Source organism: Pseudomonas sp. S2_C11 (assembly GCF_054668395.1).
Genome location: NZ_CP162765.1, coordinates 4,814,481 through 4,835,042 on the forward strand (window position 1 = coordinate 4,814,481; position 20,562 = coordinate 4,835,042).

Consider the following 20,562-nt stretch of genomic DNA (forward strand, 5'->3'; position numbering starts at 1 on the left):
GTGGATTACTCGTCAGCGTTATCGCTGTTGTCGCTGTCATCACTGTCGGTGCCTTCGGCGCCTTCGTGCTCAGGACGGTCGCGACGCTCACGGCGCTCACTGCGGTTTTCTTCAGCCTTGAGCATCTCGGACTGGCCGGTAACGGCTTCGTCGCGACGGATGACCAGGTTACGGATCACTGCATCGTTGTAGCGGAAGTTGTCTTCCAGCTCGGCCAGGGCCTTGCCAGTGCACTCAACGTTCAGCATCACGTAGTGAGCCTTGTGAACATTGTTGATTGCGTAGGCCAGTTGACGACGGCCCCAGTCTTCCAGACGGTGGATTTTGCCGCCGTCTTCTTCGATCAGCTTGGTGTAACGCTCAACCATGCCGCCGACTTGCTCGCTCTGATCCGGGTGGACCAGAAAGATGATTTCGTAATGACGCATGAATGCTCCTTACGGGTTGTAGCCTGCCGCTCAAAAACGGTCAGACAAGGAGTGAATGACACTTATGGACTTGCTGGCGCGGGGCACATGCGTGCCTGCCGTCACAGCAAGGGGCGCAATTGTAGAGAAGGGACTGCGGGCGCGCAAGGCAATTGGTGAATATTTGAACAACCACCGGGCGACCCGTGTAGGAGCTGCCGAAGGCAGCGATCTTTTGACTTTGATTTTTTCAAAGCAAGATCAAAAGATCGCAGCCTCGTTTCACTCGACAGCTCCTACAGGGGATTTGCAGCAGGTCAGGACTTCTTCGCAGTAGCCTTGGCCTTCGCACCGCGCTGGCGCTGGGCTTCGAACAGGCACACGCCGGTGGCGACCGAGACGTTGAGGCTGCTGACGCTGCCGGCCATCGGCAGGTTCACCAGATAGTCGCAGTGCTCGCGGGTCAGGCGACGCATCCCTTTGCCTTCGGCGCCCATGATCAGAATGGTCGGGCCGGTCAGGTCCTGGTCATAAATGCTGACCTCGGCTTCACCAGCGGTGCCGACTACCCACAAACCGCGCTGCTGAAGTTTTTCCAACGTGCGCGCCAGGTTGGTCACGGCCACCAGCGGGATCACTTCCGCCGCGCCGCAGGCGACTTTACGCACCACCGGGGTCAGCGTGGCCGACTTGTCTTTCGGCACGATCACCGCCAGCGCACCGGCCGCATCGGCCGAACGCAGGCAGGCGCCGAGGTTGTGCGGATCGGTCACGCCGTCGAGCACCAGTAACAGCGGCGCGCCTTCGGTGCGATCGAGCAACTCGTCGAGCATCGCCTCGCCCCAGACCTGACTCGGGCTGACTTCAGCGACAACACCCTGATGCACGCCTTCAACCCAGGCGTCCATTTCGCGACGCTCGGCCTGGCCGACCTGAACACGGTTTTCATTGGCCAGCTCGACCAGCGTCTGCACGCGCGGATCGTTGCGGCTTTCCGCCAGCCAGATCTGCTTGACGCGCTTGGGGTGGTGACGCAGCAACGCTTCTACCGCGTGAACGCCGTAGATTTTTTCCAACTGACTCATGACTTCGCCTTCGGTTTACGCGCCCCGCCACTTTTGGCTGGAGCGGAACCCGCTTTTGGCGGGCCCTTACGGTGTTTGCTCGGTTTGGCTGGCTTGCCGTCGGTCGCCCTGTCAGGCGCCGACCGTCCGGTCTTTCCCCCGGACGCCGCTTTACCACCGTTTTTCGCATCGGCCAGCAAGGCCTTCTTCAATTCACGGCTTTTGCGCAGCTCGGCGTTTTTCGCCACGGCATCGCTCGGACGATAGGCTTCGGCAACCTTTTCCTTGGCCGGACGACGGCTGGCGGTTTTCGCTGGAGCCTTTTCTTCCGCAGCCTTGGCAGCAGGCGCAGCGGTTTCGGCGCCACGTTTCTTGCGACCGATCGGCGCGCTGATGGTTTTCTCGGCCATCTCGAAGTCAATCTTGCGCTCATCAAGGTCGACGCGCATGACGCGTACTTCAACGGTGTCGCCAAGACGGAAACTGCGACCGGTGCGCTCGCCCGCCAAGCGGTGATGCACAGGATCGAAGTGGTAGTAATCGCCCGGCAGCGCGGTGACATGCACCAGGCCTTCGACGTAGATATCGGTCAGCTCGACGAACAGACCAAAACCGGTAACAGCGGTGATTACGCCCGGGAACGATTCGCCGACGCGATCCTTCATGAACTCGCACTTGAGCCAGTTCACCACGTCACGGGTCGCTTCGTCGGCACGACGCTCGCTCATCGAGCACTGCTCGCCAAGCTGCTCCAGCGCCGCTTCGTCGTACGGATAGATGCGCGCTTTCGGAATGGTCATCGCACCGGCACGACGAACGTGCGGGGTGTCCTGTTTCGAATGGATCACACTGCGGATCGCGCGGTGCGTGAGCAGGTCCGGGTAACGACGGATCGGCGAAGTGAAGTGGGTATAGGCTTCGTAATTCAGGCCGAAGTGGCCGTCGTTTTCAGCGCTGTACACCGCCTGACTCAACGAACGCAGCATCACAGTCTGGATCAGGTGGAAATCCGGACGATCCTTGATGCTCGCGAGCAAAGCCTGATAATCCTTCGGCGACGGACCGTCCTTGCCCTTGTGCAGGGACAGGCCGAGCTCACCAAGGAACGCGCGCAGCTTTTCCAGACGCTCTGGCGGCGGACCGGCGTGAACGCGATACAGCGCAGGGATTTCGTGCTTCTTGAGGAATTCGGCAGTGGCCACGTTGGCGGCCAGCATGCACTCCTCGATCAGCTTGTGCGCATCGTTGCGCACGGTCGGACGGATTTCGGCAATCTTGCGCTCGGAACCGAAAATGATCCGGGTTTCCTGGGTTTCGAAATCGATCGCGCCACGCACATGACGGGCGGCCAGCAATACCTTGTACAAGGCGTAGAGCTGCTTGAGGTGCGGGACGACGTCGGTGTACTCGCCGCGCAGTTTGCGCGCTTCGGTAGCCTTCGGCGTTTCCAGCATCGCGCTGACCTTGTTGTAGGTCAGACGGGCGTGGGAATGGATCACCGCCTCATAGAAGCAGTAGTCGGTCATTTCGCCGGACTTGGAGATGGTCATCTCGCAAACCATGGCCAGACGATCGACTTGCGGGTTCAGCGAGCACAGGCCGTTGGACAGTTGCTCCGGCAGCATCGGAATCACGCGCTCGGGGAAGTACACCGAGTTGCCGCGAACCTGAGCTTCGTTGTCCAGCGCCGAACCGATCTTCACGTAACTGGAAACGTCGGCAATCGCCACGTACAACTTCCAGCCACCGGAGAACAGACGCAGCTTGCCCGGTTTGGCTTCGCAGTAGACCGCATCGTCGAAGTCGCGGGCATCTTCGCCGTCGATGGTGACGAACGGCAGATGACGCAGGTCGATGCGCTTCTCTTTGTCTTTTTCTTCAACTTCCGGCTTGAGCTTGGCGGCTTCTTTCACAACCGCTTCAGGCCAGACGTGCGGGATATCGTAGGTGCGCAGGGCAACATCGATTTCCATGCCCGGCGCCATGTAGTTGCCGACCACTTCGACCACATCGCCTTGCGGCTGGAAACGCGGCGTTGGCCAGTGGGTGATTTTCACCTCGACGAATTGACCGATCTGCGCATTGGCGTTGCGGCCCGGGGTGACCAGCACTTCCTGCTGAATCTTCGGATTGTCGGCAACGACAAAACCGATGCCGCCTTCTTCGAAGTAGCGGCCGACGATGGTTTCGTGAGCGCGGGAAACTACTTCGACGATCACGCCTTCACGGCGACCACGACGGTCGAGCCCGGAAACCCTGGCCAGCGCGCGGTCACCGTCGAACACCAGACGCATTTGCGCCGGGCTCATGAACAGATCGTCGCTGCCGTCGTCCGGCACCAGGAAGCCGAAACCGTCACGGTGACCGCTGATGCGGCCGAGGATCAGGTCGAGCTTGTCCACCGGCGCGTAAGTGCCACGGCGGGTGTAGATCAGTTGAGCGTCGCGCTCCATGGCGCGCAAGCGGCGGCGCAGGGCCTCGATCTGGTCTTCGGTGGTCAGACCAAACTCTTCGACCAGTTGCTCGCGGGCAGCAGGCGAACCCCGATCGGCGAGGTGCGCCAGGATCAGTTCGCGGCTGGGAATAGGGTTTTCGTATTTTTCCGCTTCACGAGCGGCCTCGGGATCGAGGGACTGCCAATCGGCCATTAGAGAGTTTTCACCTTGTCTATATGCGGGTTAGTTTGGCATAGGCGCCGGGAAACGGGAAATTTCCGCTTCTATAAGGCTTTGCATGGCCCTGTATCGACGCTCTGATAGGGTTTTGAACGCCGCTGGTAAAAAAATTCAGTTTTTTCTGCAGTAGGGGTTTACAGTTAAAAAGGCGCTCCGTATAGTGCGCGCCATCGACGACGCACAAGCGCTTTCGATGATGCCCAGGTGGTGAAATTGGTAGACACGCCAGCTTCAGGTGCTGGTGACCTTACGGTCGTGGAAGTTCGAGTCTTCTCCTGGGCACCAATTTCGAGTTGGAGACTAGATCAGTTTCAAGACTCACACAAAACCCGCGAAAGCGGGTTTTTTGCATTTGCGGGAAAGCTTTTGTTCACACTGATTTATTAAAACCAAATCAGGGGTTTACAGATCAAAAAGGCCTCCGTATAGTGCGCCACATCAACAGCGGCAACGCTTGCGATGATTGCCCAGATGGTGAAATTGGTAGACACGCCAGCTTCAGGTGCTGGTGACCTTACGGTCGTGGAAGTTCGAGTCTTCTTCTGGGCACCAATTCAAATTCAAGGTTCAGGCCTTGGATTTCACAAAAACCCGCGAAAGCGGGTTTTTGCGTTTCTGGCTTCCTGAATTTCGCCATCCCTACAGGATCGCCAGTCGCCCCACAAGGCGCACTTGAGAAACAATATCGTTTATCATTGTTGCAAGTTTTTGCAATGCGACAGTGAGGAACCCTGCGAATGACGTTTCGAAATACCCTGCGCCGAGGCCTGACCTTCACCCTCCTCGGCCTGGCACTCGCCACTCCCCTCACCCAGGCTGCCGATGCGGTTTCCCTGACTCTCTACAACGGCCAGCACGAGGAAGTCGGCGACGCGATTGCCAAGGCTTTCGAAGCCAAGACCGGCATCCACGTCAACGTGCGCAAAGGCAGCAGCAACCAGCTCGCCAGCCAGATCATCGAAGAAGGCGACCGCTCCCCCGCCGATGTGATCTACACCGAAGAGTCGCCGCCGCTGAATAACCTCGGCGAACAGGGTCTGCTGGCCAAGGCCGATGACGCCACGCTGGCAGTTCTGCCGGAAAAATACGTCGCCGCCAACGGCACATGGATCGGCGTTACCGCCCGCGTACGCGTGGTCGCGTTCAATCCGAAACTGATCGATGAAAAAGACCTGCCGAAATCGGTGATGGAATTTTCCGAGCCGCAGTGGCAGGGCAAGGTCGGCTTCGTTCCGACCAGCGGCGCCTTCCAGGAGCAGGCCGTAGCGATCATCAAGCTGCACGGTCGTGACGCCGCCGAAGAATGGCTGACCGGCCTGCGCGCATTCGGCAAGACCTACAGCAACAACATGGTCGCGCTCAAAGCGGTGGAAAACGGTGAAGTCGCCACCGTACTGGTGAACAACTACTACTGGTTCGCCCTGCAACGCGAGAAAGGCAAGCTCGATTCCAAATTGCATTACTTCACCGGCGGCGACGCTGGCGGCTTGATCACCGTGTCCAGTGCTGCCGTGCTGAAATCCAGCAAACATCCAAAAGAAGCCCAGCAATTCCTCGCCTTCATGGCCAGCGAAGAAGGTCAGCGCGTGATCACTCAGACCACCGCCGAATACCCGCTGCACAAAGGCATGGAATCGGATCGCGGCCTCAAGCCGTTCAGCGAACTGGAAGCGCCGAACGTCACCCCGGCGGATCTTGGCAACGCAGAAGAAGCCCTGGAACTGGAACGCGAAGTTGGCCTGAACTGATGGCAGCATCGTTATCGGCCCCCGCCGCGCGCGGGGGTTACGTACCAAGACGCAAACGGCCGTCGATATGGCTGGTACTGCCGGTATTGCTACTGGTGGTACTAAGCCTGCTGCCACTGGCCTACGTCGGGGTGAAAGCCTGGCAAGCCGGCTGGGCCGAGGCGCTGCATTTGCTGTGGCGCCCGTACGTGTTCGGCCTGTTGCTCAACACCTTGGCGCTGATGGTCGGCGTGACGATCACCTGCGCCGTGATCGGCCTGTCGCTGGCATGGCTACTGGAACGCAGCAATCTGCCGGGTCGACGCCTGTGGGGCGTGATCCTGTGCCTGCCGTTTGCGGTGCCGGCGTTTGTCAGCAGCTTCACCTGGGTGTCGCTGAGTGCACAGTTCGAAGGCCTCGGCGGAGCGATTCTGGTGATGAGCCTGTCGAAGTATCCGCTGATCTTCCTGCCAGTTGCGGCGACCCTGCGCAATCTCGATCCCTCCCTCGAAGAATCCGCCCGCACGCTGGGACAGAATCGCTGGGGCGTGTTTTTCCGCGTCACCCTGCCGCTGTTGTGGCCATCGCTGCTGGCCGGCTCGCTGCTGATTGCCCTGCACATGCTGGTGGAATTCGGCGCGCTGTCGATCATCGGTTTGCAGACCTTCACCACGGCGATCTACCAGCAATTCGAACTGGAATTCAGTAACGCCAACGCAGCGATGCTTTCGGCGGTGTTGCTGGCGCTGTGCCTGCTGCTGTTGTGGCTGGAACTGCGGGTGCGCGGCAAGGGCCGGCATGTGCGCACTGGCCAAGGTGCAGCGCGACAGGCTGAGCAAGTAAAGCTTGGGCCATGGGCTGCGGCAGGTCAGTTGTATTGCCTGTTGCTGGCGATTATCGGCAGCGGCGTTCCGCTGGGCATGTTGGCCTACTGGCTGGCGGTCGGTTCGTCGGCGGCGTTCCCGGTAGCAGCGATCACTGAGGCGCTGCTGTCATCGCTGGCATTGTCGTTGGGCGGCGCGGCGTTGTGCCTGGCGCTGGCAGTGCCGGTCGGGCTGCTGGTGGTGCGCTATAAAGGCCAATTGGCAATCTGGGCCGAACGCCTGCCTTATCTGCTGCACGCGCTGCCGGGCCTGGTGATTGCGTTGACGCTGGTGTATTTCGCCCTGCATTACGTGCCGGTGCTGTATCAGACGTCGGGCTTGCTGCTGATCGCCTATGCGCTGCTGTTTCTGCCATTGGCGCAGGCGCCGATTCGTACGGCACTGAACAAGGCTGCACCGCAGCTGGAAGAAGCCGCGCGGACCTTGGGCGCATCGTCGTTCACGGCGTTTTGCCGGGTGACATTACCGATCATTTTCCCGGCACTGGGCGCGGCGTTTGCGCTGGTATTTCTTGATGCGATGAAGGAATTGACGGCAACGTTGCTGCTCAGCCCAACCGGACTCAATACATTGGCGACCGAAGTCTGGGCGCATACGGCGAATGTCGAGTTTGCGGCGGCGGCGCCTTATGCGGCGTTGTTGATTGTGGTCTCGGGGCTGCCGGTTTATCTGCTGACGACACGTATGTATCTGAGCCGCTGATACCGTTTTCGCGAGCAGGCTCGCTCCCACAATGGATTGAGTTTCCCTGTGGGAGCGAGCCTGCTCGCGAAGAGGCCAGCCCGGATAACATCAAGCGCGAAACTGCCCCAGGCTAGCCTTCAACTGCGCCGCCAGACCATCCAGCACCTTGCCACTGGCGGTGGTTTCCACCACTGCCTGCGCCGCTTTCTCGGCTTGGGCGTGAATCGTTTCGACGCGCCCACGCACAGCCTGTGCACCCTGCGCCTGATGTGCTGCTGCTTGCGTCGCCAGACCGATCGCCGCATGCACCTGCTCGACCGAAGCCTGCACCGATTGCTGCAAGCGCGCACTGTCGCGCAAGACCAGCAAACCTTCGCTGGCCTGCCGTCCGGCCTGGCCAATCGCCTCGACTGCCTCACGTGCGCCCTGCTGCAGAGCGACGATGTGCGCTTGAATATCGCCCGTCGAGCTCTGCGTTTTGCTCGCCAGTGCCCGCACTTCATCCGCCACCACGGCAAACCCACGCCCGGTTTCACCGGCCCGCGCCGCCTCGATCGCTGCGTTCAACGCCAGCAGGTTGGTCTGTTCGGCGATGCCGTGAATCACCGTCAGCACCACCTCAATCTGCTCGCTCTGCTGCGCCAGCCGCTCGATGACCTTCGCCCCGGTATCGACCTGCCCGGCCAGTGCTTCGATCAGGCTGCCAACTTTCGCCGAAGTCCGGGTGTTCTCATCGGTGGCCTGACGAATATCGACAACCTGCTTGAGCGCCGCCTGCATCGCCTGACTTTCCGACTGCGCCTCGTCTGCCATTTGCGACAGCGCGCGCAGGCTTTCCGCCACTTCATCGCGCTGCATTCCGGCAGCGGCATCGGCGCCAGCGTTGCGCAAAGTCATCGCGCCGATTTCCACGCCAGTGCGCTGAGCGACGTCGCCCGCCTCGCGCACGATCGGCTGCAATTTATCCACGAAGCGATTGACCGCTGAGGCCATGTCGCCGATTTCATCCTTGCTGTTGATCTGCACACGCTTGGTGAGGTCGCCCTCGCCTGCTGCCAGATCGTCCATTGCCGCATTGAGCATTTTCAGGCGATTGACCACGCGATGACCGAGCACCACGGCCAGCAACAGCAGCACGCCGCAACCGACCAGTGCCAGGCCAAGGCCGATACGCCAGCGCAGTGTCGCGGCAGCGTCTTGAACGGTTTGTGCGGTGTTGGCTTTCATTTCGCCAGCGGTGCCCTGCGCCGATTGCAGACGCGCCTGCATCGCTTTGGCGCTGTCCGCCGCCGCGCCTTTAAGGCTGTCGCCGACCAGTTGATCGCTGCTGGCAATCAGCGCCAGGAAGCGCTTGTCGAGCTCGGCCAGATCGGTTTCCACCGAGGCTGTGGAAACGCCCATCAGCACTTTGCCGATCTCCACGCCATTGGGATTGATCGAGGCTTCGAGGTAATAGACTGAGGGATCGTTCTTCGCCGCATCCAGCACTTTATCCAGCGCACGCTCACCCTGACCTTTTTCCAGCAAGGCCTTGTTGATCGGGTTTTCACGATTGAGATAACGGGTCAGATGCTGGCCGGTGGCGTCGTCATACACCACGAACAACACGTTGGGATTGCGCTGGGCGCGACGAGCGAACTCCGAGAGCGTCGGCACGTCGCTGTCCCACATGGCACGCGGCGCTACGGATGCAAGCAACTGCGCCATGTCGTTGGCCGAATCCTTCAGGTCCTTTTCCAGCGTCGCTCGCAGCTGCGCCTGCTCTTCTTTCAGACGCGCGGACAGGCCGACCGTCAGGCGCTGACGAGTGCTGGCCGATAACGCATCAAGACTTGAAGTGACTTCACGCCCGGCCTGCTCCAGCTCACCGGAGAGCTTCTGGCTGTCGGCACCCAGGCGCACGGCCAGATCGGCTTCCAGCGCGGTCACCGTGCTCCGCGTCAGGGCAACCGCCACCAACACCTGCACCAAAAGGGCGATACCAAGGGTAACGAACACCGGCCGCAACAAACGGCTTTGTAACAGTGAGAGAACGGCTGACACTTTAAATCCCTCTACTTCTGACGCCATTAATTTGATGGCACTCTTGTAGACAGATTCACAGCAAAGGTCATGCCGTCCAACAGGCATAAACGACAAAGGCCCCGATTAAGGGGCCTTTGTTTTTTACATCAACGACTTATCAAGCAAACGGATGACGCAGAACGATGGTTTCGTTGCGGTCCGGGCCCGTCGAAATAATGTCGATCGGCGCGCCGATCAACTCTTCAACGCGTTTGATGTAGGCACGAGCATTGGCCGGCAGCTCTTCCAGGGTTTTTGCACCCACGGTCGATTCGCTCCAGCCTGGCACTTCTTCGTACACAGGCTGCAGGCCTACGTAGCTGTCAGCATCGGTCGGGGCAACAGCATTGCCTTGCGCGTCTTTGTAGCCGACGCAGATGTTGATGGTTTCCAGACCGTCGAGTACGTCCAGCTTGGTCAGGCAGATGCCCGAGATGCTGTTCACATCGATAGCGCGACGCAGGATGACGGCGTCAAACCAGCCGCAGCGACGGGCACGGCCGGTGGTAGCGCCGAACTCGTGACCCTGCTTGGCCAGGTGCGCACCGACTTCGTCAAACAGCTCGGTCGGGAACGGACCGGAACCGACGCGAGTGGTGTAAGCCTTGGTGATGCCCAGGATGTAGTCGAGGAACATCGGACCAACGCCCGAACCGGTCGCCACGCCACCCGCAGTGGTGTTGGAGCTGGTCACGTACGGGTAGGTGCCGTGGTCGATGTCGAGCAACGAACCTTGCGCGCCTTCGAACATGATGTCCTTGCCGGCACGACGCAGGTCGTGCAGCTCGGCAGTCACGTCGAGCATCAGCGGCTTGAGCAGCTCAGCGTATTCCTTGCACTCGGCCAGGGTCTTTTCGAATTCGATGGCTGGCTCTTTGTAGTAACCGACCAGCATGAAGTTGTGGTAATCCACCAGTTCACGCAGCTTGTCTTCGAAGCGTGGCATGTTCAGCAAGTCGCCGACACGCAGGCCACGACGGGCAACTTTATCTTCGTACGCCGGGCCGATGCCGCGACCGGTAGTACCGATCTTCAGCTCGCCACGGGCCTTTTCACGGGCCTGGTCCAGCGCGACGTGGAAGGACAGGATCAGCGGGCAGGACGGGCTGATACGCAAGCGCTCGCGCACCGGTACGCCTTTCTCTTCCAGCTTGGTGATCTCGCGCAGCAGGGCGTCAGGTGCAACCACCACGCCGTTGCCGATCAGGCATTGCACGCCTTCGCGCAGCACGCCCGACGGAATCAGGTGCAAGACGGTTTTCTCGCCGTCGATCACCAGCGTGTGACCCGCGTTGTGGCCACCCTGGTAGCGCACTACGGCGGCAGCATGTTCGGTCAGCAGATCAACGATCTTGCCTTTGCCCTCATCACCCCACTGGGTGCCCAGGACTACGACATTCTTACCCATAACACTTGTCCTCATTCGCGCAAACTTGGTGCCGGCGATGGCCGGCAGGAAAACTCAAGAAGCCAGTGGCGATACTTGCCAAAGCCCGTTCTGCTGAATCAATTGCCGGTCGCAGTCCGCATCACGGGCGGCGGCCAAAGGTTGTCCAGGCAAGGCCTGAACGACACGCTGACCCTCACTGCGCAACTGGCAAACCTGCTGCCAGAGTGCCGCATCCGTACTGTCAGGCATCCAGATACCGCCAGACGGTAGCTCGATCTCAGCACGCCCCAGGGTCACCAGGGTTTTCAAATCGGTAGAGAAACCGGTCGCCGGACGGGCGCGGCCGAAGTCAGCGCCGATGTCATCGTAACGACCGCCCTGAGCGATGGACTGGCCAACGCCCGGCACGAACACCGCGAACACCACACCGGTGTGGTAGTGGTAGCCGCGCAACTCGCCGAGGTCGAAATACAGCGGCAGCTGCGGGAAGCGCACGGAAAGACGCTCGGCGATCGCCAGCAGGTCTTCCAGCGCCGCCAGCACCGGCGCCGGCGCATTGGCCAGACGCTCGCGGGCAGCGCTCAACACTTCACGGCCGCCGCACAGATCAACCAAGGCACGCAGCATCCCCGACAGATCGGCCGGGAGACCTTCGGTCAGGATAATCACTTCATCGATGGCCTTGCGCTGCAGGGCATCGAACAACTGCTGCTCGACTTCACCGGACAGACCGGCGGCGCGAGCCAGACCACGGTAGATGCCGACATGGCCGAGGTCCATGTGCACGTCCGGCACATCGGCCAGTTGCAGCATGGCCAGCATCAGGCTGATCACTTCGACGTCGCTGCTCGGGCTGGCGTCGCCGTACAGCTCGGCGCCCAGCTGGATCGGGCTGCGCGAGGACGACAATGCACGCGGCTGGGCATGCAGGACACTGCCTGCGTAGCACAGACGGCTCGGGCCTTCGCGGCGCAGGGTGTGCGCATCGATGCGCGCCACTTGCGGCGTGATGTCGGCGCGGAAACCCATCTGCCGGCCCGATTGCGGGTCGATGACCTTGAAGGTACGCAGATCCAGGTCCTGGCCCGCGCCGGTCAGCAGGGATTCCAGGTACTCGATATGGGGAGTCACGACGAACTCGTAACCCCAGCTCTGGAACAGATCCAACACCTGACGACGCGCGACTTCAATGCGCGCCGCCTCCGGTGGCAGTACTTCTTCGATGCCATCTGGCAGCAGCCAGCGGTCTACCGTTGCCATTACGCCATTCCCCTTTGATCCGGGCGGCCAGCACTAGGCGAGCCTTGAGTGAAGCAGAAAATGACCGGAGCGTTCAAAACGCACGCGCATGAACGACGCAGCGAAAGGCCGGCTGGCGGCTTCGCCCATCACTTTCCTCGAAAAACGCTCGGGCTATTCAAACCCGATGCCTGCAACAAAAACAGCAATCAAACGTGCAGACGCAAAAAAGCCGGGAATTTCCCGGCTGCCGCATCATACACACGTTTTCCGAAAGGATCACCCCGCCCGAGGTTTTAGCCGCCGGGCGGAATGATTCAGGTCAACGTCGTATCAAGGTTTGGCTTTTTCCAGGTAACGGAAGAAGTCGCTGCTTGGGTCGAGGACCAGGACGTCGGATTTGTTCGCGAAGCTTTCACGGTAGGCACGCAGGCTACGGTAGAAACCGTAGAACTCCTGATCCTGACCGTAGGCCTTGGAGTAGATCGCAGCTGCCTGGGCGTCACCGTCACCGCGAACCTCTTCGGATTCACGATAGGCTTCGGCCAGCAGCACGCGGCGTTGACGATCGGCGTCGGCACGGATGCCTTCGGCCAGCTCGTTACCCTTGGCGCGGTGCTCGCGAGCTTCACGCTCACGCTCGGTGCTCATACGCTCGAACACACTGCGGTTCACTTCCTTCGGCAGATCAATGGCCTTGACCCGGACATCAACCACTTCGATACCCAGCTCTTTTTCCGCCATCTTGTTCAGCGATGCAGTGATGTCAGCCATCAGCGCATCACGCTCACCCGACACCACTTCGTGCAGGGTGCGCTTGCCGAACTGGTCACGCAGACCGGACTCCAGACGACGGGACAGACGTTCGTCGGCGATCTGCTTCAGACCCGAAGTCGCGGTGTAGAAGCGCTCGGCATCTTTCACCCGCCACTTGGCGTAGGCATCGACCATCACGGCTTTCTTTTCCAGGGTCAGGAAGCGCTGCGTCGGCGCATCCAGCGTCAGCAGACGCGCATCGAATTTGCGCACCTGGTTGACGTAAGGCACTTTCACATGCAGACCTGGCTGGACATCCGCCTGAACCACACGACCGAATTGCAGCAGCACCGCGCGCTCGGTCTGAGCGACGATGTAGAAGCAATTCCAGCCCACCAGTACCACAACGACGCCAACGATCAGGGCGATCAGCGATTTATTGCTCATCAGCGGGTCTCCCTTGTACGCGTCTGCGGCACGTCAGTGACATGCGGCGTGACGTCCGTGTTGTTGCTGGCGGCCGAACCGGTCACCGGTGCGTTGCCCGAGCTGTTCTGGATCATTTTGTCCAACGGCAGGTAAAGCAGATTGCTCTGGCCGTTCTTGTTGCCGGTCACGAGTACCTTGCTGGTGTTGCTGAAGACTTCCTGCATGGTGTCCAGGTACAGACGTTCGCGGGTGACTTCAGGTGCCTTGCGATACTCGGCGACCAGCTTGGTGAAGCGATCGGCCTCACCCTTGGCGCGCGAGATGGTCTCGTCGCGATAACCGTTGGCATCTTCGATGATGCGCTGGGCCTGACCACGGGCTTCCGGCACCACACCGTTGGCATAGGTTTCAGCCTGGTTGCGCGAACGCTGCTCGTCTTCACGGGCGCGGATCACGTCATCGAAGGCTTCCTGCACTTCACGCGGTGCCGCTGCGCTCTGTACGTTGACCTGAGTCACGGTGATACCGGTGCGATAGGTATCGAGGAAACGTTGCAGACGCTCCTTGATTTCGCTGGCCATCAATTCACGACCTTCGGTCAGCACCTGGTCCATGGCGGTGGAACCGACCACGTGACGCAGTGCACTTTCGGTCGCGTGCTGCAGACTGATTTCCGGCTGATCGACGTTCAGCACGAAGTCCTGCAGGTTGCTGATCTTGTACTGCACGGTCAGCGGCACTTCGACGATGTTCTCGTCTTCAGTCAGCATCTGGCCCTGCTTGGTGTACGCACGCTCACGCGTCACGTTCTCCATGTACTTCTTGTCGATCGGCGGGAAGTAGATGTTCAGGCCCGGGCCGACAGTCTCGTAGTACTTGCCGAAGCGCAGCACCACGGCTTGCTCCTGCTCGTCCACCACGTAGACCGCGCTGTACAGCCAGACAGCCGCCAACACGACCAGGCCGATGCCGAGCAGACCGCCGAAGCCGCCACTGCTGCGCCCCGACCCGCCGCCGTCATCACCGCGTTTCTTACCACCACCGAACAACCCGTTCAGGCTTTCCTGCAGCTTTCGGAAGGCCTCGTCGAGATCCGGTGGTCCCTTGCGGTCGCCGTTATTGCGGCGCTTGCCACCCCAGGGATCCTGATTATTCGAGTTGCCACCCGGCTCATTCCAAGCCATAGCGCTCTCCATCTGATAAAGCAAAGACGCACCCACGGCGCGCCGACCAATGCTACAGAATGCCTGCCGTTGCGGCACAACCGCTTTGTCAGGCTTTTATTGCAAAGTGTGTTGCTCGATGAATTCCATCGGCTGCAATCCTTCGCGGCTTACCAATCGATTCAGCTCGATCCGGGGCAAACGAACGGCCAGCAGGCTGACACCTTCATCATCGTATTCTTCTTTCTGCACCGCCCCGAGTTCGAAGAACTGCGCACGCAGCCGAGCGAATCGTTGCGGCAAGCGCAAGGTACCGACGAACAGATCACTGCCGAGCAACTCGGCGATGGCCTGTTCAAGCAATTCCAGACCGCTGCCATCACGCGCCGAGAGCCAGACCCGTTGCGGCTTGCCATCGGCATCGCGCTGGATCTGCGGCTCGACGCCTTCAAGCAAATCGAGTTTGTTATAGACCTCGAGGATCGGCAAGTCCTGGGCACCAATCTCGCCCAGCACCACCATCACCTGCTCGATCTGCAACATGCGATCCGGTTCAGCCGCATCGATCACGTGCAACAGCAGGTCGGAATTGCTCGACTCTTCGAGCGTAGACCGAAATGCCTCGACCAGCTTGTGTGGCAGGTGACGAATGAACCCCACGGTGTCGGCGAGGACGATCGGACCGAGGTCGTCAAGCTCCAGCCGGCGCAGGGTCGGGTCGAGCGTGGCGAACAACTGATCGGCCGCGTACACCTCGGACTTCGTCACGTTGTTGAAGAGTGTCGATTTTCCGGCGTTGGTGTATCCCACCAGCGAAACGGTAGGGATGTCCGCACGGGATCGGCCACGGCGCGACTGCTCGCGCTGACTGCGCACCTTCTCCAGCCGCCCCTTGATCTGACGCAGGCGAACCCGCAGCAGACGGCGGTCGGTTTCCAGCTGGGTTTCACCCGGACCGCGCATACCGATACCGCCACCCTGACGCTCAAGGTGAGTCCAGCCGCGAACCAGCCGCGTGCTCATGTGGTCAAGCTGGGCCAGTTCGACCTGCAGCTTGCCCTCATGGGTGCGTGCGCGTTGGGCGAAAATATCGAGAATCAGCCCGGTGCGGTCGATCACGCGACACTCGAAGACACGTTCAAGGTTGCGTTCCTGACTGGGCGTGAGGATGTGATTGAAAATCACCAGATCGGCTTCTTCAGCCTTGACCAGGTCGCGCAGTTCCTCGACCTTGCCGCTGCCGATCAGATATTTGGCGGTTGGCCGATGACGCGGCACGTTAAAAAACGCGACGGTCTCGGCGCCAGCCGAATTTGCCAACTCCTGAAACTCCTGCGGATCTTCGCGCGCCTCAGGGTCCTGTCCATCCAAGTGAACGAGGATGACTCGCTCACCACCACCGTGGCGCTCAAAGAACAAAGGAGACTCCTATCAGGCGTTACCCGGCGCTGCATCGGCATCGCCCTGTTCGTTTTCGGTTGCGCTAGGCAGACGAATTGGACGAACCGGCACGACGGTCGAGATAGCGTGTTTGTAGACCATCTGGCTTACGGTGTTTTTCAGCAGGATCACGAACTGGTCGAACGACTCGATCGTCCCTTGCAGCTTGATACCGTTGACCAGGTAGATGGAAACCCCGACTTTCTCTTTACGTAAAGTGTTCAGGTAAGGGTCTTGTAGCGAATGCCCTTTTGACATGTGCCGCACTCCTTTAAGGATTCAATAATAAAAACAGGTAAATTCAGATGGCTTCGGCCGTCACACCCCCAAGGATAGACGGCAATTGCAAGGACTCAGCTCAATATGGAGATGGTCCCGAGGTATTTCAAGGCGCGTGGCAGATTGTCGCAATCAAGACTGTCCAGCCAATGCAAATCGTCCCAGCTGCGCAGCCAGGTAAACTGGCGTTTGGCCAATTGGCGCGTGGCGATGATGCCCCGCTCCTGCATCTGGGCCAATGTCAGCTTGCCGTCCAGGTAATCCCAGACTTGGCGGTAGCCTACCGCACGTATAGACGGCAACCCCGAATGCAGGTCACTTCTTTTACGCAGGGCTACGACCTCGTCGATGAATCCCTGTTCCAACATATTTGTGAATCTTTGTTCAATTCGCTGGTGCAGAACCTGACGATTCGCCGGAGCAATGGCCAGGTTCGCGACAGTATAGGGCAATTGTTGCCGTCCCGAAGCGGCTGCTTCAGTACTTTGCACAGATTGTTGCTCGCGCAGAGCGGTCATGCTCTGCCCGCTGACTCGATACACTTCCAGTGCCCGACTCAAGCGTTGCGGATCATTGGGATGGATGCGCGCCGCCGACACCGGATCGATCTGCGCCAACTGTTCGTGCAGGGCTTGCCAGCCGAGGCGTGCAGCTTCTTCCTCGATCTGCGCGCGGACCTCGGGATCGGCTGCCGGCATGTCCGCCAGACCTTCGACCAGAGCCTTGTAATAGAGCATGGTGCCGCCGACCAGCAGCGGGATCTTTCCTCGCCCAGTGATTTCGGCCATGGCCTGCAACGCGTCGCGACGGAAATCGGCAGCGGAATACGCTTCAGCGGGGTCGAGAATGTCGATCAGCCGGTGTGGGTATTCGGCGAGCAGTTCTTGCGAAGGCTTGGCCGTGCCGATGTCCATGCCGCGGTAGACAAGCGCCGAATCGACACTGATCAACTCGCACGGCAACACCTTGGTCAGCTCGATGGCCAGATCGGTCTTGCCCGCAGCGGTCGGGCCCATCAGGAAAATCGCTGGAGGCAGCTGGCTCATCAGCGACCGCGCAGGAACAGTTTGTCCAGATCGTCCAGGCCCAATTGGGTCCAGGTCGGTCGGCCATGGTTGCATTGACCACTGCGCTCGGTGTTTTCCATATCGCGCAGCAGACCGTTCATTTCCGGCAGGGCCAGACGCCGGTTGGCGCGGATCGCGCCGTGGCAGGCCATGGTGCCGAGCAGTTCGTTGAGGTGCGCCTGGATACGGTCACTGGTGCCGTATTCCATCAGGTCAGAGAGCACGTCGCCGACCAGTCGATTGGCTTCGGCCTGCTTGAGCAAAGCGGGAATCTGCCGGATCGCCAGGGTTTCCGGCCCCAGTCGCTGCAATTCAAAACCAAGACGCTGAAACCAAGCGGCGTGTTCTTCAGCGCAATCGGCCTCGCGCTGACTGACCGCCAGCGATTCCGGCACCAGCAACGGCTGGCCACTGAGACCTTCGCTGGCCATGGCGATTTTCAGGCGCTCGTACATGATTCGCTCGTGGGCGGCATGCATGTCCACCAGCACCAGGCCATGGGCGTTTTCGGACAAAATATAGATGCCCTTGAGCTGCGCCAGTGCATAGCCGAGCGGCGGGATATCTTCCTGACCGGTTGGCAGCGCGCTGGCATTGGCTTCAGGCAGCGGCGCGAAAAACTCTTTGTAAGCGGCTTGCGCCTCGGCAGCGGGCAGCGCCGATTGCGGACGCGGCGTGTATTGATACTGATAAGCGCCGCCAGCGCTAGCCCCGGACGGAGTATTGAACACCGGCTGCGCCTGAGGCTGCTCCAGCAGCGCATTGGCGGCCAGACGCATCTCGCCTTGCGGGCCGAACTCGCCAGCCTCGATCCCGCTCGGCCGAACGATCGCCGTGGTGACCGAGCCGGCAAGTTGATCTTCCGGACGCACATCGCCCAGCGCACGGTGCAGCGTGCCATACAGGAAATCGTGGACCATGCGCCCGTCACGGAAACGCACTTCGTGTTTGGTCGGGTGCACGTTGACGTCTACCGCTGCGGGATCGACCTCGAAAAACAGCGCGAAGGTCGGGTGCCGACCATTGAACAGCACGTCGCGATAAGCCTGGCGTACCGCGTGGGCCACCAGTTTGTCGCGCACCGCCCGCCCGTTCACAAAGAAATACTGCAAGTCAGCCTGGCTACGGTTGAAGGTTGGCAAACCGACCCAGCCCCACAGGTGCAAGCCATTGCGTTCGATCTCGATCGGCAACGCCTGCTCAAGGAAACCCGAACCGCAGATCGCCGCCACACGCCGGGCGCGGGCTGCATCATCGTGGGCCTCGTGCAGGCTGAGGATGGTCTTGCCGTTGTGGCGCAGATGAAAAGCCACGTCGAAGCGCGCCAGCGCCAGACGCTTGATCACTTCCTGCAGGTGATCGAATTCGGTTTTTTCGGTCTTGAGAAATTTGCGCCGGGCCGGGGTGTTGAAGAACAGGTCGCGGACTTCCACCGAAGTGCCGACCGGATGCGCCGCCGGCTGCACGCGCGGCGCCATGTCCCGGCCTTCGGTTTCGACCTGCCAGGCCTGATCGGCATCGCGGGTGCGCGAGGTCAGGGTCAGACGCGCCACGGAGCTGATCGACGCCAGCGCCTCGCCCCGGAACCCCAGGCTCATCACCTGCTCGAGATCTTCGAGGTTGCGAATCTTGCTGGTGGCGTGACGGGCCAGGGCCAGCGGCAGGTCATCGGCGGAAATACCGCTGCCGTCATCGCGCACGCGCAGCAACTTGACGCCGCCCTGCTCGACATCGACGTCAATACGCCTGGCGCCGGAGTCAAGGCTGTTTTCCAGCAACTCCTTGATCACCGAAGCCGGGCGCTCGACCACCTCACCGGCGGCAATCTGGTTCGCCAGCCGGGGGCTGAGCAGCTCGATGCGCGCAGTGTTCAATACCTGGTTCATTCTTTCGACGCCAGTTCGGTGCCAGGAATCGTCAGGTGCTGACCGACTTTCAGCTCATCGCTTTTCAGATTGTTGGCGGCGCGCAAGGTGGCCGGCGAAACCTGATAGCGCACGCCGATCATCGCCAGGGTTTCCCCCGGGCCGACACGGTGGTCGCGCGGGCCTTGGGCAATCTTGCCGGAATCACGCAGCCAGGCGATGTAGGTGCCCGGCGGCGGATTCTGCTGGAAGAACTGGCGCACGCCGCTGCTGATCGAACGGGCCAGCGCTTGCTGATGGCTCGATGCGGACAGCTTGTTCGCTTCGTTGGCGTTGGAAATAAAGCCGGTTTCAACCAGGATCGATGGAATGTCCGGCGACTTCAACACCATGAAGCCGGCCTGTTCCACGCGCTGTTTGTGCAGCGGCGTAACGCGACCGATGTTGGTCAGAACCTTCTGGCCGACGTTGAGACTGGAGGTCAGCGACGCAGTCATCGACAGGTCGAGCAACACGCCGGCGAGCATGCGGTCCTTATCGTCGAGGCTGACGTTGCCGGCACCACCGATCAGGTCGGATCGGTTTTCACTGTCGGCCAGCCAGCGGGCGGTCTCGGAGGTAGCGCCACGATCGGACAGGGCGAACACCGAAGCACCGAAAGCGGCCGCGGACGGCGCAGCGTCGGCGTGGATCGAGACGAACAGGTCGGCGCCCTTCTTGCGGGCGATTTCGGTACGCCCGCGCAATGGAATGAAGTAGTCGCCGGTACGGGTCAGCTCGGCGCGGAAGCCTTTCATGCCGTTGACCTGACGCTGCAGTTCGCGGGCGATCTGCAGCACCACATCTTTCTCACGCTGGCCGCGCGAGCCGGACGCGCCCGGGTCTTCCCCTCCGTGGCCGGCATCGATCACGACGATAATGTCGCGCTTGCCAGCCGGGGCTGGCGGCAGCTTGATCGCCGGTTCGGTCGGAGTCACCGGCACCGCCGGCACGGTCGCTACCGATGGCGTCGGGGCTGGCGGCGGCGCGGCATCGGCCGGGTTGTCGAAAAGATCGACCACCAGACGGTTGCCGTATTGCGCGTTCGGCGCCAGCGAGAAGCTTTTCGGGGTGACGGCTTTTTTCAGGTCGATGACCACCCGCAGGTCGGTCGGCGTGCGCTGGGCTGAGCGCATCGCGGTGATAGGCGTGTTCGCGGTCTGCACGTTCAACGGCGCGCCGAGGGTGGCGCCGTTGATGTCGATCACCAGCCGATCAGGGGCTGTCAGGGTGAAAACGCTGTGCTGCACCGGGCCGCTGAGGTCAAAGACCAGTCGCGTGTTGTCCGGCGCACGCCACAGGCGCACGCTGTTGACCTTTGAATCGGCCACAGCGTTGACGGTTACTGCCATCAACATCAGTCCAGCGGCAGCCACCAACGCGCGAAAGC

17 protein-coding genes and 2 tRNA genes are annotated in these 20,562 nt (G+C 60.7%); 6 read left to right on the forward strand and 13 right to left on the reverse strand.

Annotation, left to right across the window (positions count from 1 at the left end; all coding sequences use genetic code 11):
- Nucleotides 1–5: 5 nt before the first annotated feature.
- Nucleotides 6–428 (reverse strand): 30S ribosomal protein S6, encoded by a 423-nt coding sequence (rpsF, locus tag AB4N48_RS21725; protein WP_016771938.1) that lies wholly within the window; start codon nt 426–428, stop codon nt 6–8.
- 55 nt (nt 429–483) lie between these two features.
- On the opposite strand from rpsF, the gene AB4N48_RS21730 reads away from it, so the two are divergent.
- On the forward strand, nt 484–744 hold the full coding sequence (locus AB4N48_RS21730) for a hypothetical protein (RefSeq protein WP_315435147.1): 261 nt from the start codon (nt 484–486) through the stop codon (nt 742–744).
- Here the strand turns inward: AB4N48_RS21730 and rlmB are convergent.
- Nucleotides 725–1,492 (reverse strand): 23S rRNA (guanosine(2251)-2'-O)-methyltransferase RlmB, encoded by a 768-nt coding sequence (gene rlmB, locus AB4N48_RS21735; RefSeq protein ID WP_095180954.1) that lies wholly within the window; start codon nt 1,490–1,492, stop codon nt 725–727. The two genes, AB4N48_RS21730 and rlmB, sit on opposite strands and share 20 nt — an antisense overlap.
- Nucleotides 1,489–4,119, reverse strand: a complete 2,631-nt coding sequence (gene rnr, locus AB4N48_RS21740; protein WP_024011371.1) for a ribonuclease R — start codon at nt 4,117–4,119, stop codon at nt 1,489–1,491. Before rnr ends, rlmB begins: the two co-directional genes overlap by 4 nt.
- A gap of 225 nt (nt 4,120–4,344) precedes the next feature.
- Between rnr and AB4N48_RS21745 the strand changes: the two genes are divergently transcribed.
- The 4 genes from AB4N48_RS21745 to AB4N48_RS21760 all read left to right on the forward strand — a co-directional run bounded on the left by AB4N48_RS21745 (nt 4,345) and on the right by AB4N48_RS21760 (nt 7,459).
- Nucleotides 4,345–4,431: transfer RNA gene (locus AB4N48_RS21745), tRNA-Leu, on the forward strand.
- A gap of 180 nt (nt 4,432–4,611) precedes the next feature.
- Nucleotides 4,612–4,698 (forward strand) — tRNA-Leu (locus AB4N48_RS21750).
- Between the two features lie 185 nt (nt 4,699–4,883).
- Nucleotides 4,884–5,894, forward strand: a complete 1,011-nt coding sequence (locus AB4N48_RS21755; RefSeq protein WP_460094304.1) for an extracellular solute-binding protein — start codon at nt 4,884–4,886, stop codon at nt 5,892–5,894.
- On the forward strand, nt 5,894–7,459 hold the full coding sequence (locus AB4N48_RS21760) for an ABC transporter permease (protein WP_460094305.1): 1,566 nt from the start codon (nt 5,894–5,896) through the stop codon (nt 7,457–7,459). The genes AB4N48_RS21755 and AB4N48_RS21760 overlap by 1 nt, the downstream gene beginning before the upstream one ends.
- A gap of 90 nt (nt 7,460–7,549) precedes the next feature.
- Here AB4N48_RS21760 and AB4N48_RS21765 read toward each other — a convergent pair whose 3' ends face one another.
- The 3 genes from AB4N48_RS21765 to AB4N48_RS21775 form a co-directional block, all read right to left on the reverse strand.
- Nucleotides 7,550–9,484 carry a methyl-accepting chemotaxis protein gene (locus AB4N48_RS21765; protein ID WP_217851188.1) on the reverse strand — a complete coding sequence of 645 codons (1,935 nt, stop codon included), beginning with the start codon at nt 9,482–9,484 and terminating at the stop codon, nt 7,550–7,552.
- A 139-nt stretch (nt 9,485–9,623) separates the two neighbouring features.
- A complete protein-coding gene (locus AB4N48_RS21770) occupies nt 9,624–10,913 on the reverse strand; it encodes an adenylosuccinate synthase (RefSeq protein ID WP_016771943.1) in 1,290 nt (429 codons plus the stop codon).
- A 54-nt stretch (nt 10,914–10,967) separates the two neighbouring features.
- Complete coding sequence (locus AB4N48_RS21775) at nt 10,968–12,155, reverse strand: ATP phosphoribosyltransferase regulatory subunit (protein WP_076565405.1); 1,188 nt, start codon at nt 12,153–12,155, stop codon at nt 10,968–10,970.
- 88 nt (nt 12,156–12,243) lie between these two features.
- Here AB4N48_RS21775 and AB4N48_RS21780 point away from each other — a divergent pair, with 88 nt between their 5' ends.
- A complete protein-coding gene (locus AB4N48_RS21780) occupies nt 12,244–12,450 on the forward strand; it encodes a hypothetical protein (RefSeq protein ID WP_143497950.1) in 207 nt (68 codons plus the stop codon).
- Between the two features lie 17 nt (nt 12,451–12,467).
- Here AB4N48_RS21780 and hflC read toward each other — a convergent pair whose 3' ends face one another.
- The 7 genes from hflC to AB4N48_RS21815 all read right to left on the reverse strand — a co-directional run bounded on the left by hflC (nt 12,468) and on the right by AB4N48_RS21815 (nt 20,530).
- On the reverse strand, nt 12,468–13,337 hold the full coding sequence (gene hflC / locus AB4N48_RS21785; protein WP_016771945.1) for a protease modulator HflC: 870 nt from the start codon (nt 13,335–13,337) through the stop codon (nt 12,468–12,470).
- Nucleotides 13,337–14,503, reverse strand: coding sequence for an FtsH protease activity modulator HflK (hflK, locus tag AB4N48_RS21790; RefSeq protein WP_024011368.1), 1,167 nt, complete (start codon nt 14,501–14,503; stop codon nt 13,337–13,339). The genes hflC and hflK overlap by 1 nt, the downstream gene beginning before the upstream one ends.
- A 96-nt stretch (nt 14,504–14,599) precedes the next feature.
- Nucleotides 14,600–15,901, reverse strand: a complete 1,302-nt coding sequence (gene hflX, locus AB4N48_RS21795) for a ribosome rescue GTPase HflX (protein WP_041480728.1) — start codon at nt 15,899–15,901, stop codon at nt 14,600–14,602.
- Nucleotides 15,902–15,913: 12 nt separating this feature from the next.
- Entirely contained in the window at nt 15,914–16,180 is a 267-nt protein-coding gene (hfq, locus tag AB4N48_RS21800) for an RNA chaperone Hfq (RefSeq protein WP_016771947.1), read from the reverse strand.
- A 95-nt stretch (nt 16,181–16,275) separates the two neighbouring features.
- Nucleotides 16,276–17,247: a tRNA (adenosine(37)-N6)-dimethylallyltransferase MiaA gene (gene miaA / locus AB4N48_RS21805; protein ID WP_353187896.1), complete on the reverse strand. Its 972-nt coding sequence runs from the start codon at nt 17,245–17,247 to the stop codon at nt 16,276–16,278.
- A complete protein-coding gene (gene mutL, locus AB4N48_RS21810; RefSeq protein WP_150638274.1) occupies nt 17,247–19,154 on the reverse strand; it encodes a DNA mismatch repair endonuclease MutL in 1,908 nt (635 codons plus the stop codon). The genes miaA and mutL overlap by 1 nt, the downstream gene beginning before the upstream one ends.
- Nucleotides 19,151–20,530: an N-acetylmuramoyl-L-alanine amidase gene (locus tag AB4N48_RS21815; protein ID WP_370593506.1), complete on the reverse strand. Its 1,380-nt coding sequence runs from the start codon at nt 20,528–20,530 to the stop codon at nt 19,151–19,153. The genes mutL and AB4N48_RS21815 overlap by 4 nt, the downstream gene beginning before the upstream one ends.
- Nucleotides 20,531–20,562 lie beyond the last annotated feature (32 nt).

Coding starts and splice junctions, on each gene's coding strand:
- rpsF (WP_016771938.1), bottom strand. CDS start 428: ATGCGTCATTACGAAATCATCTTTCTGGTCCACCCGGATCAGAGCGAG.
- AB4N48_RS21730 (WP_315435147.1), top strand. CDS start 484: ATGACACTTATGGACTTGCTGGCGCGGGGCACATGCGTGCCTGCCGTC.
- rlmB (WP_095180954.1), bottom strand. CDS start 1,492: ATGAGTCAGTTGGAAAAAATCTACGGCGTTCACGCGGTAGAAGCGTTG.
- rnr (WP_024011371.1), bottom strand. CDS start 4,119: ATGGCCGATTGGCAGTCCCTCGATCCCGAGGCCGCTCGTGAAGCGGAA.
- AB4N48_RS21755 (WP_460094304.1), top strand. CDS start 4,884: ATGACGTTTCGAAATACCCTGCGCCGAGGCCTGACCTTCACCCTCCTC.
- AB4N48_RS21760 (WP_460094305.1), top strand. CDS start 5,894: ATGGCAGCATCGTTATCGGCCCCCGCCGCGCGCGGGGGTTACGTACCA.
- AB4N48_RS21770 (WP_016771943.1), bottom strand. CDS start 10,913: ATGGGTAAGAATGTCGTAGTCCTGGGCACCCAGTGGGGTGATGAGGGC.
- AB4N48_RS21775 (WP_076565405.1), bottom strand. CDS start 12,155: ATGGCAACGGTAGACCGCTGGCTGCTGCCAGATGGCATCGAAGAAGTA.
- AB4N48_RS21780 (WP_143497950.1), top strand. CDS start 12,244: ATGAACGACGCAGCGAAAGGCCGGCTGGCGGCTTCGCCCATCACTTTC.
- hflC (WP_016771945.1), bottom strand. CDS start 13,337: ATGAGCAATAAATCGCTGATCGCCCTGATCGTTGGCGTCGTTGTGGTA.
- hflK (WP_024011368.1), bottom strand. CDS start 14,503: ATGGCTTGGAATGAGCCGGGTGGCAACTCGAATAATCAGGATCCCTGG.
- hfq (WP_016771947.1), bottom strand. CDS start 16,180: ATGTCAAAAGGGCATTCGCTACAAGACCCTTACCTGAACACTTTACGT.
- miaA (WP_353187896.1), bottom strand. CDS start 17,247: ATGAGCCAGCTGCCTCCAGCGATTTTCCTGATGGGCCCGACCGCTGCG.
- mutL (WP_150638274.1), bottom strand. CDS start 19,154: ATGAACCAGGTATTGAACACTGCGCGCATCGAGCTGCTCAGCCCCCGG.
- AB4N48_RS21815 (WP_370593506.1), bottom strand. CDS start 20,530: ATGTTGATGGCAGTAACCGTCAACGCTGTGGCCGATTCAAAGGTCAAC.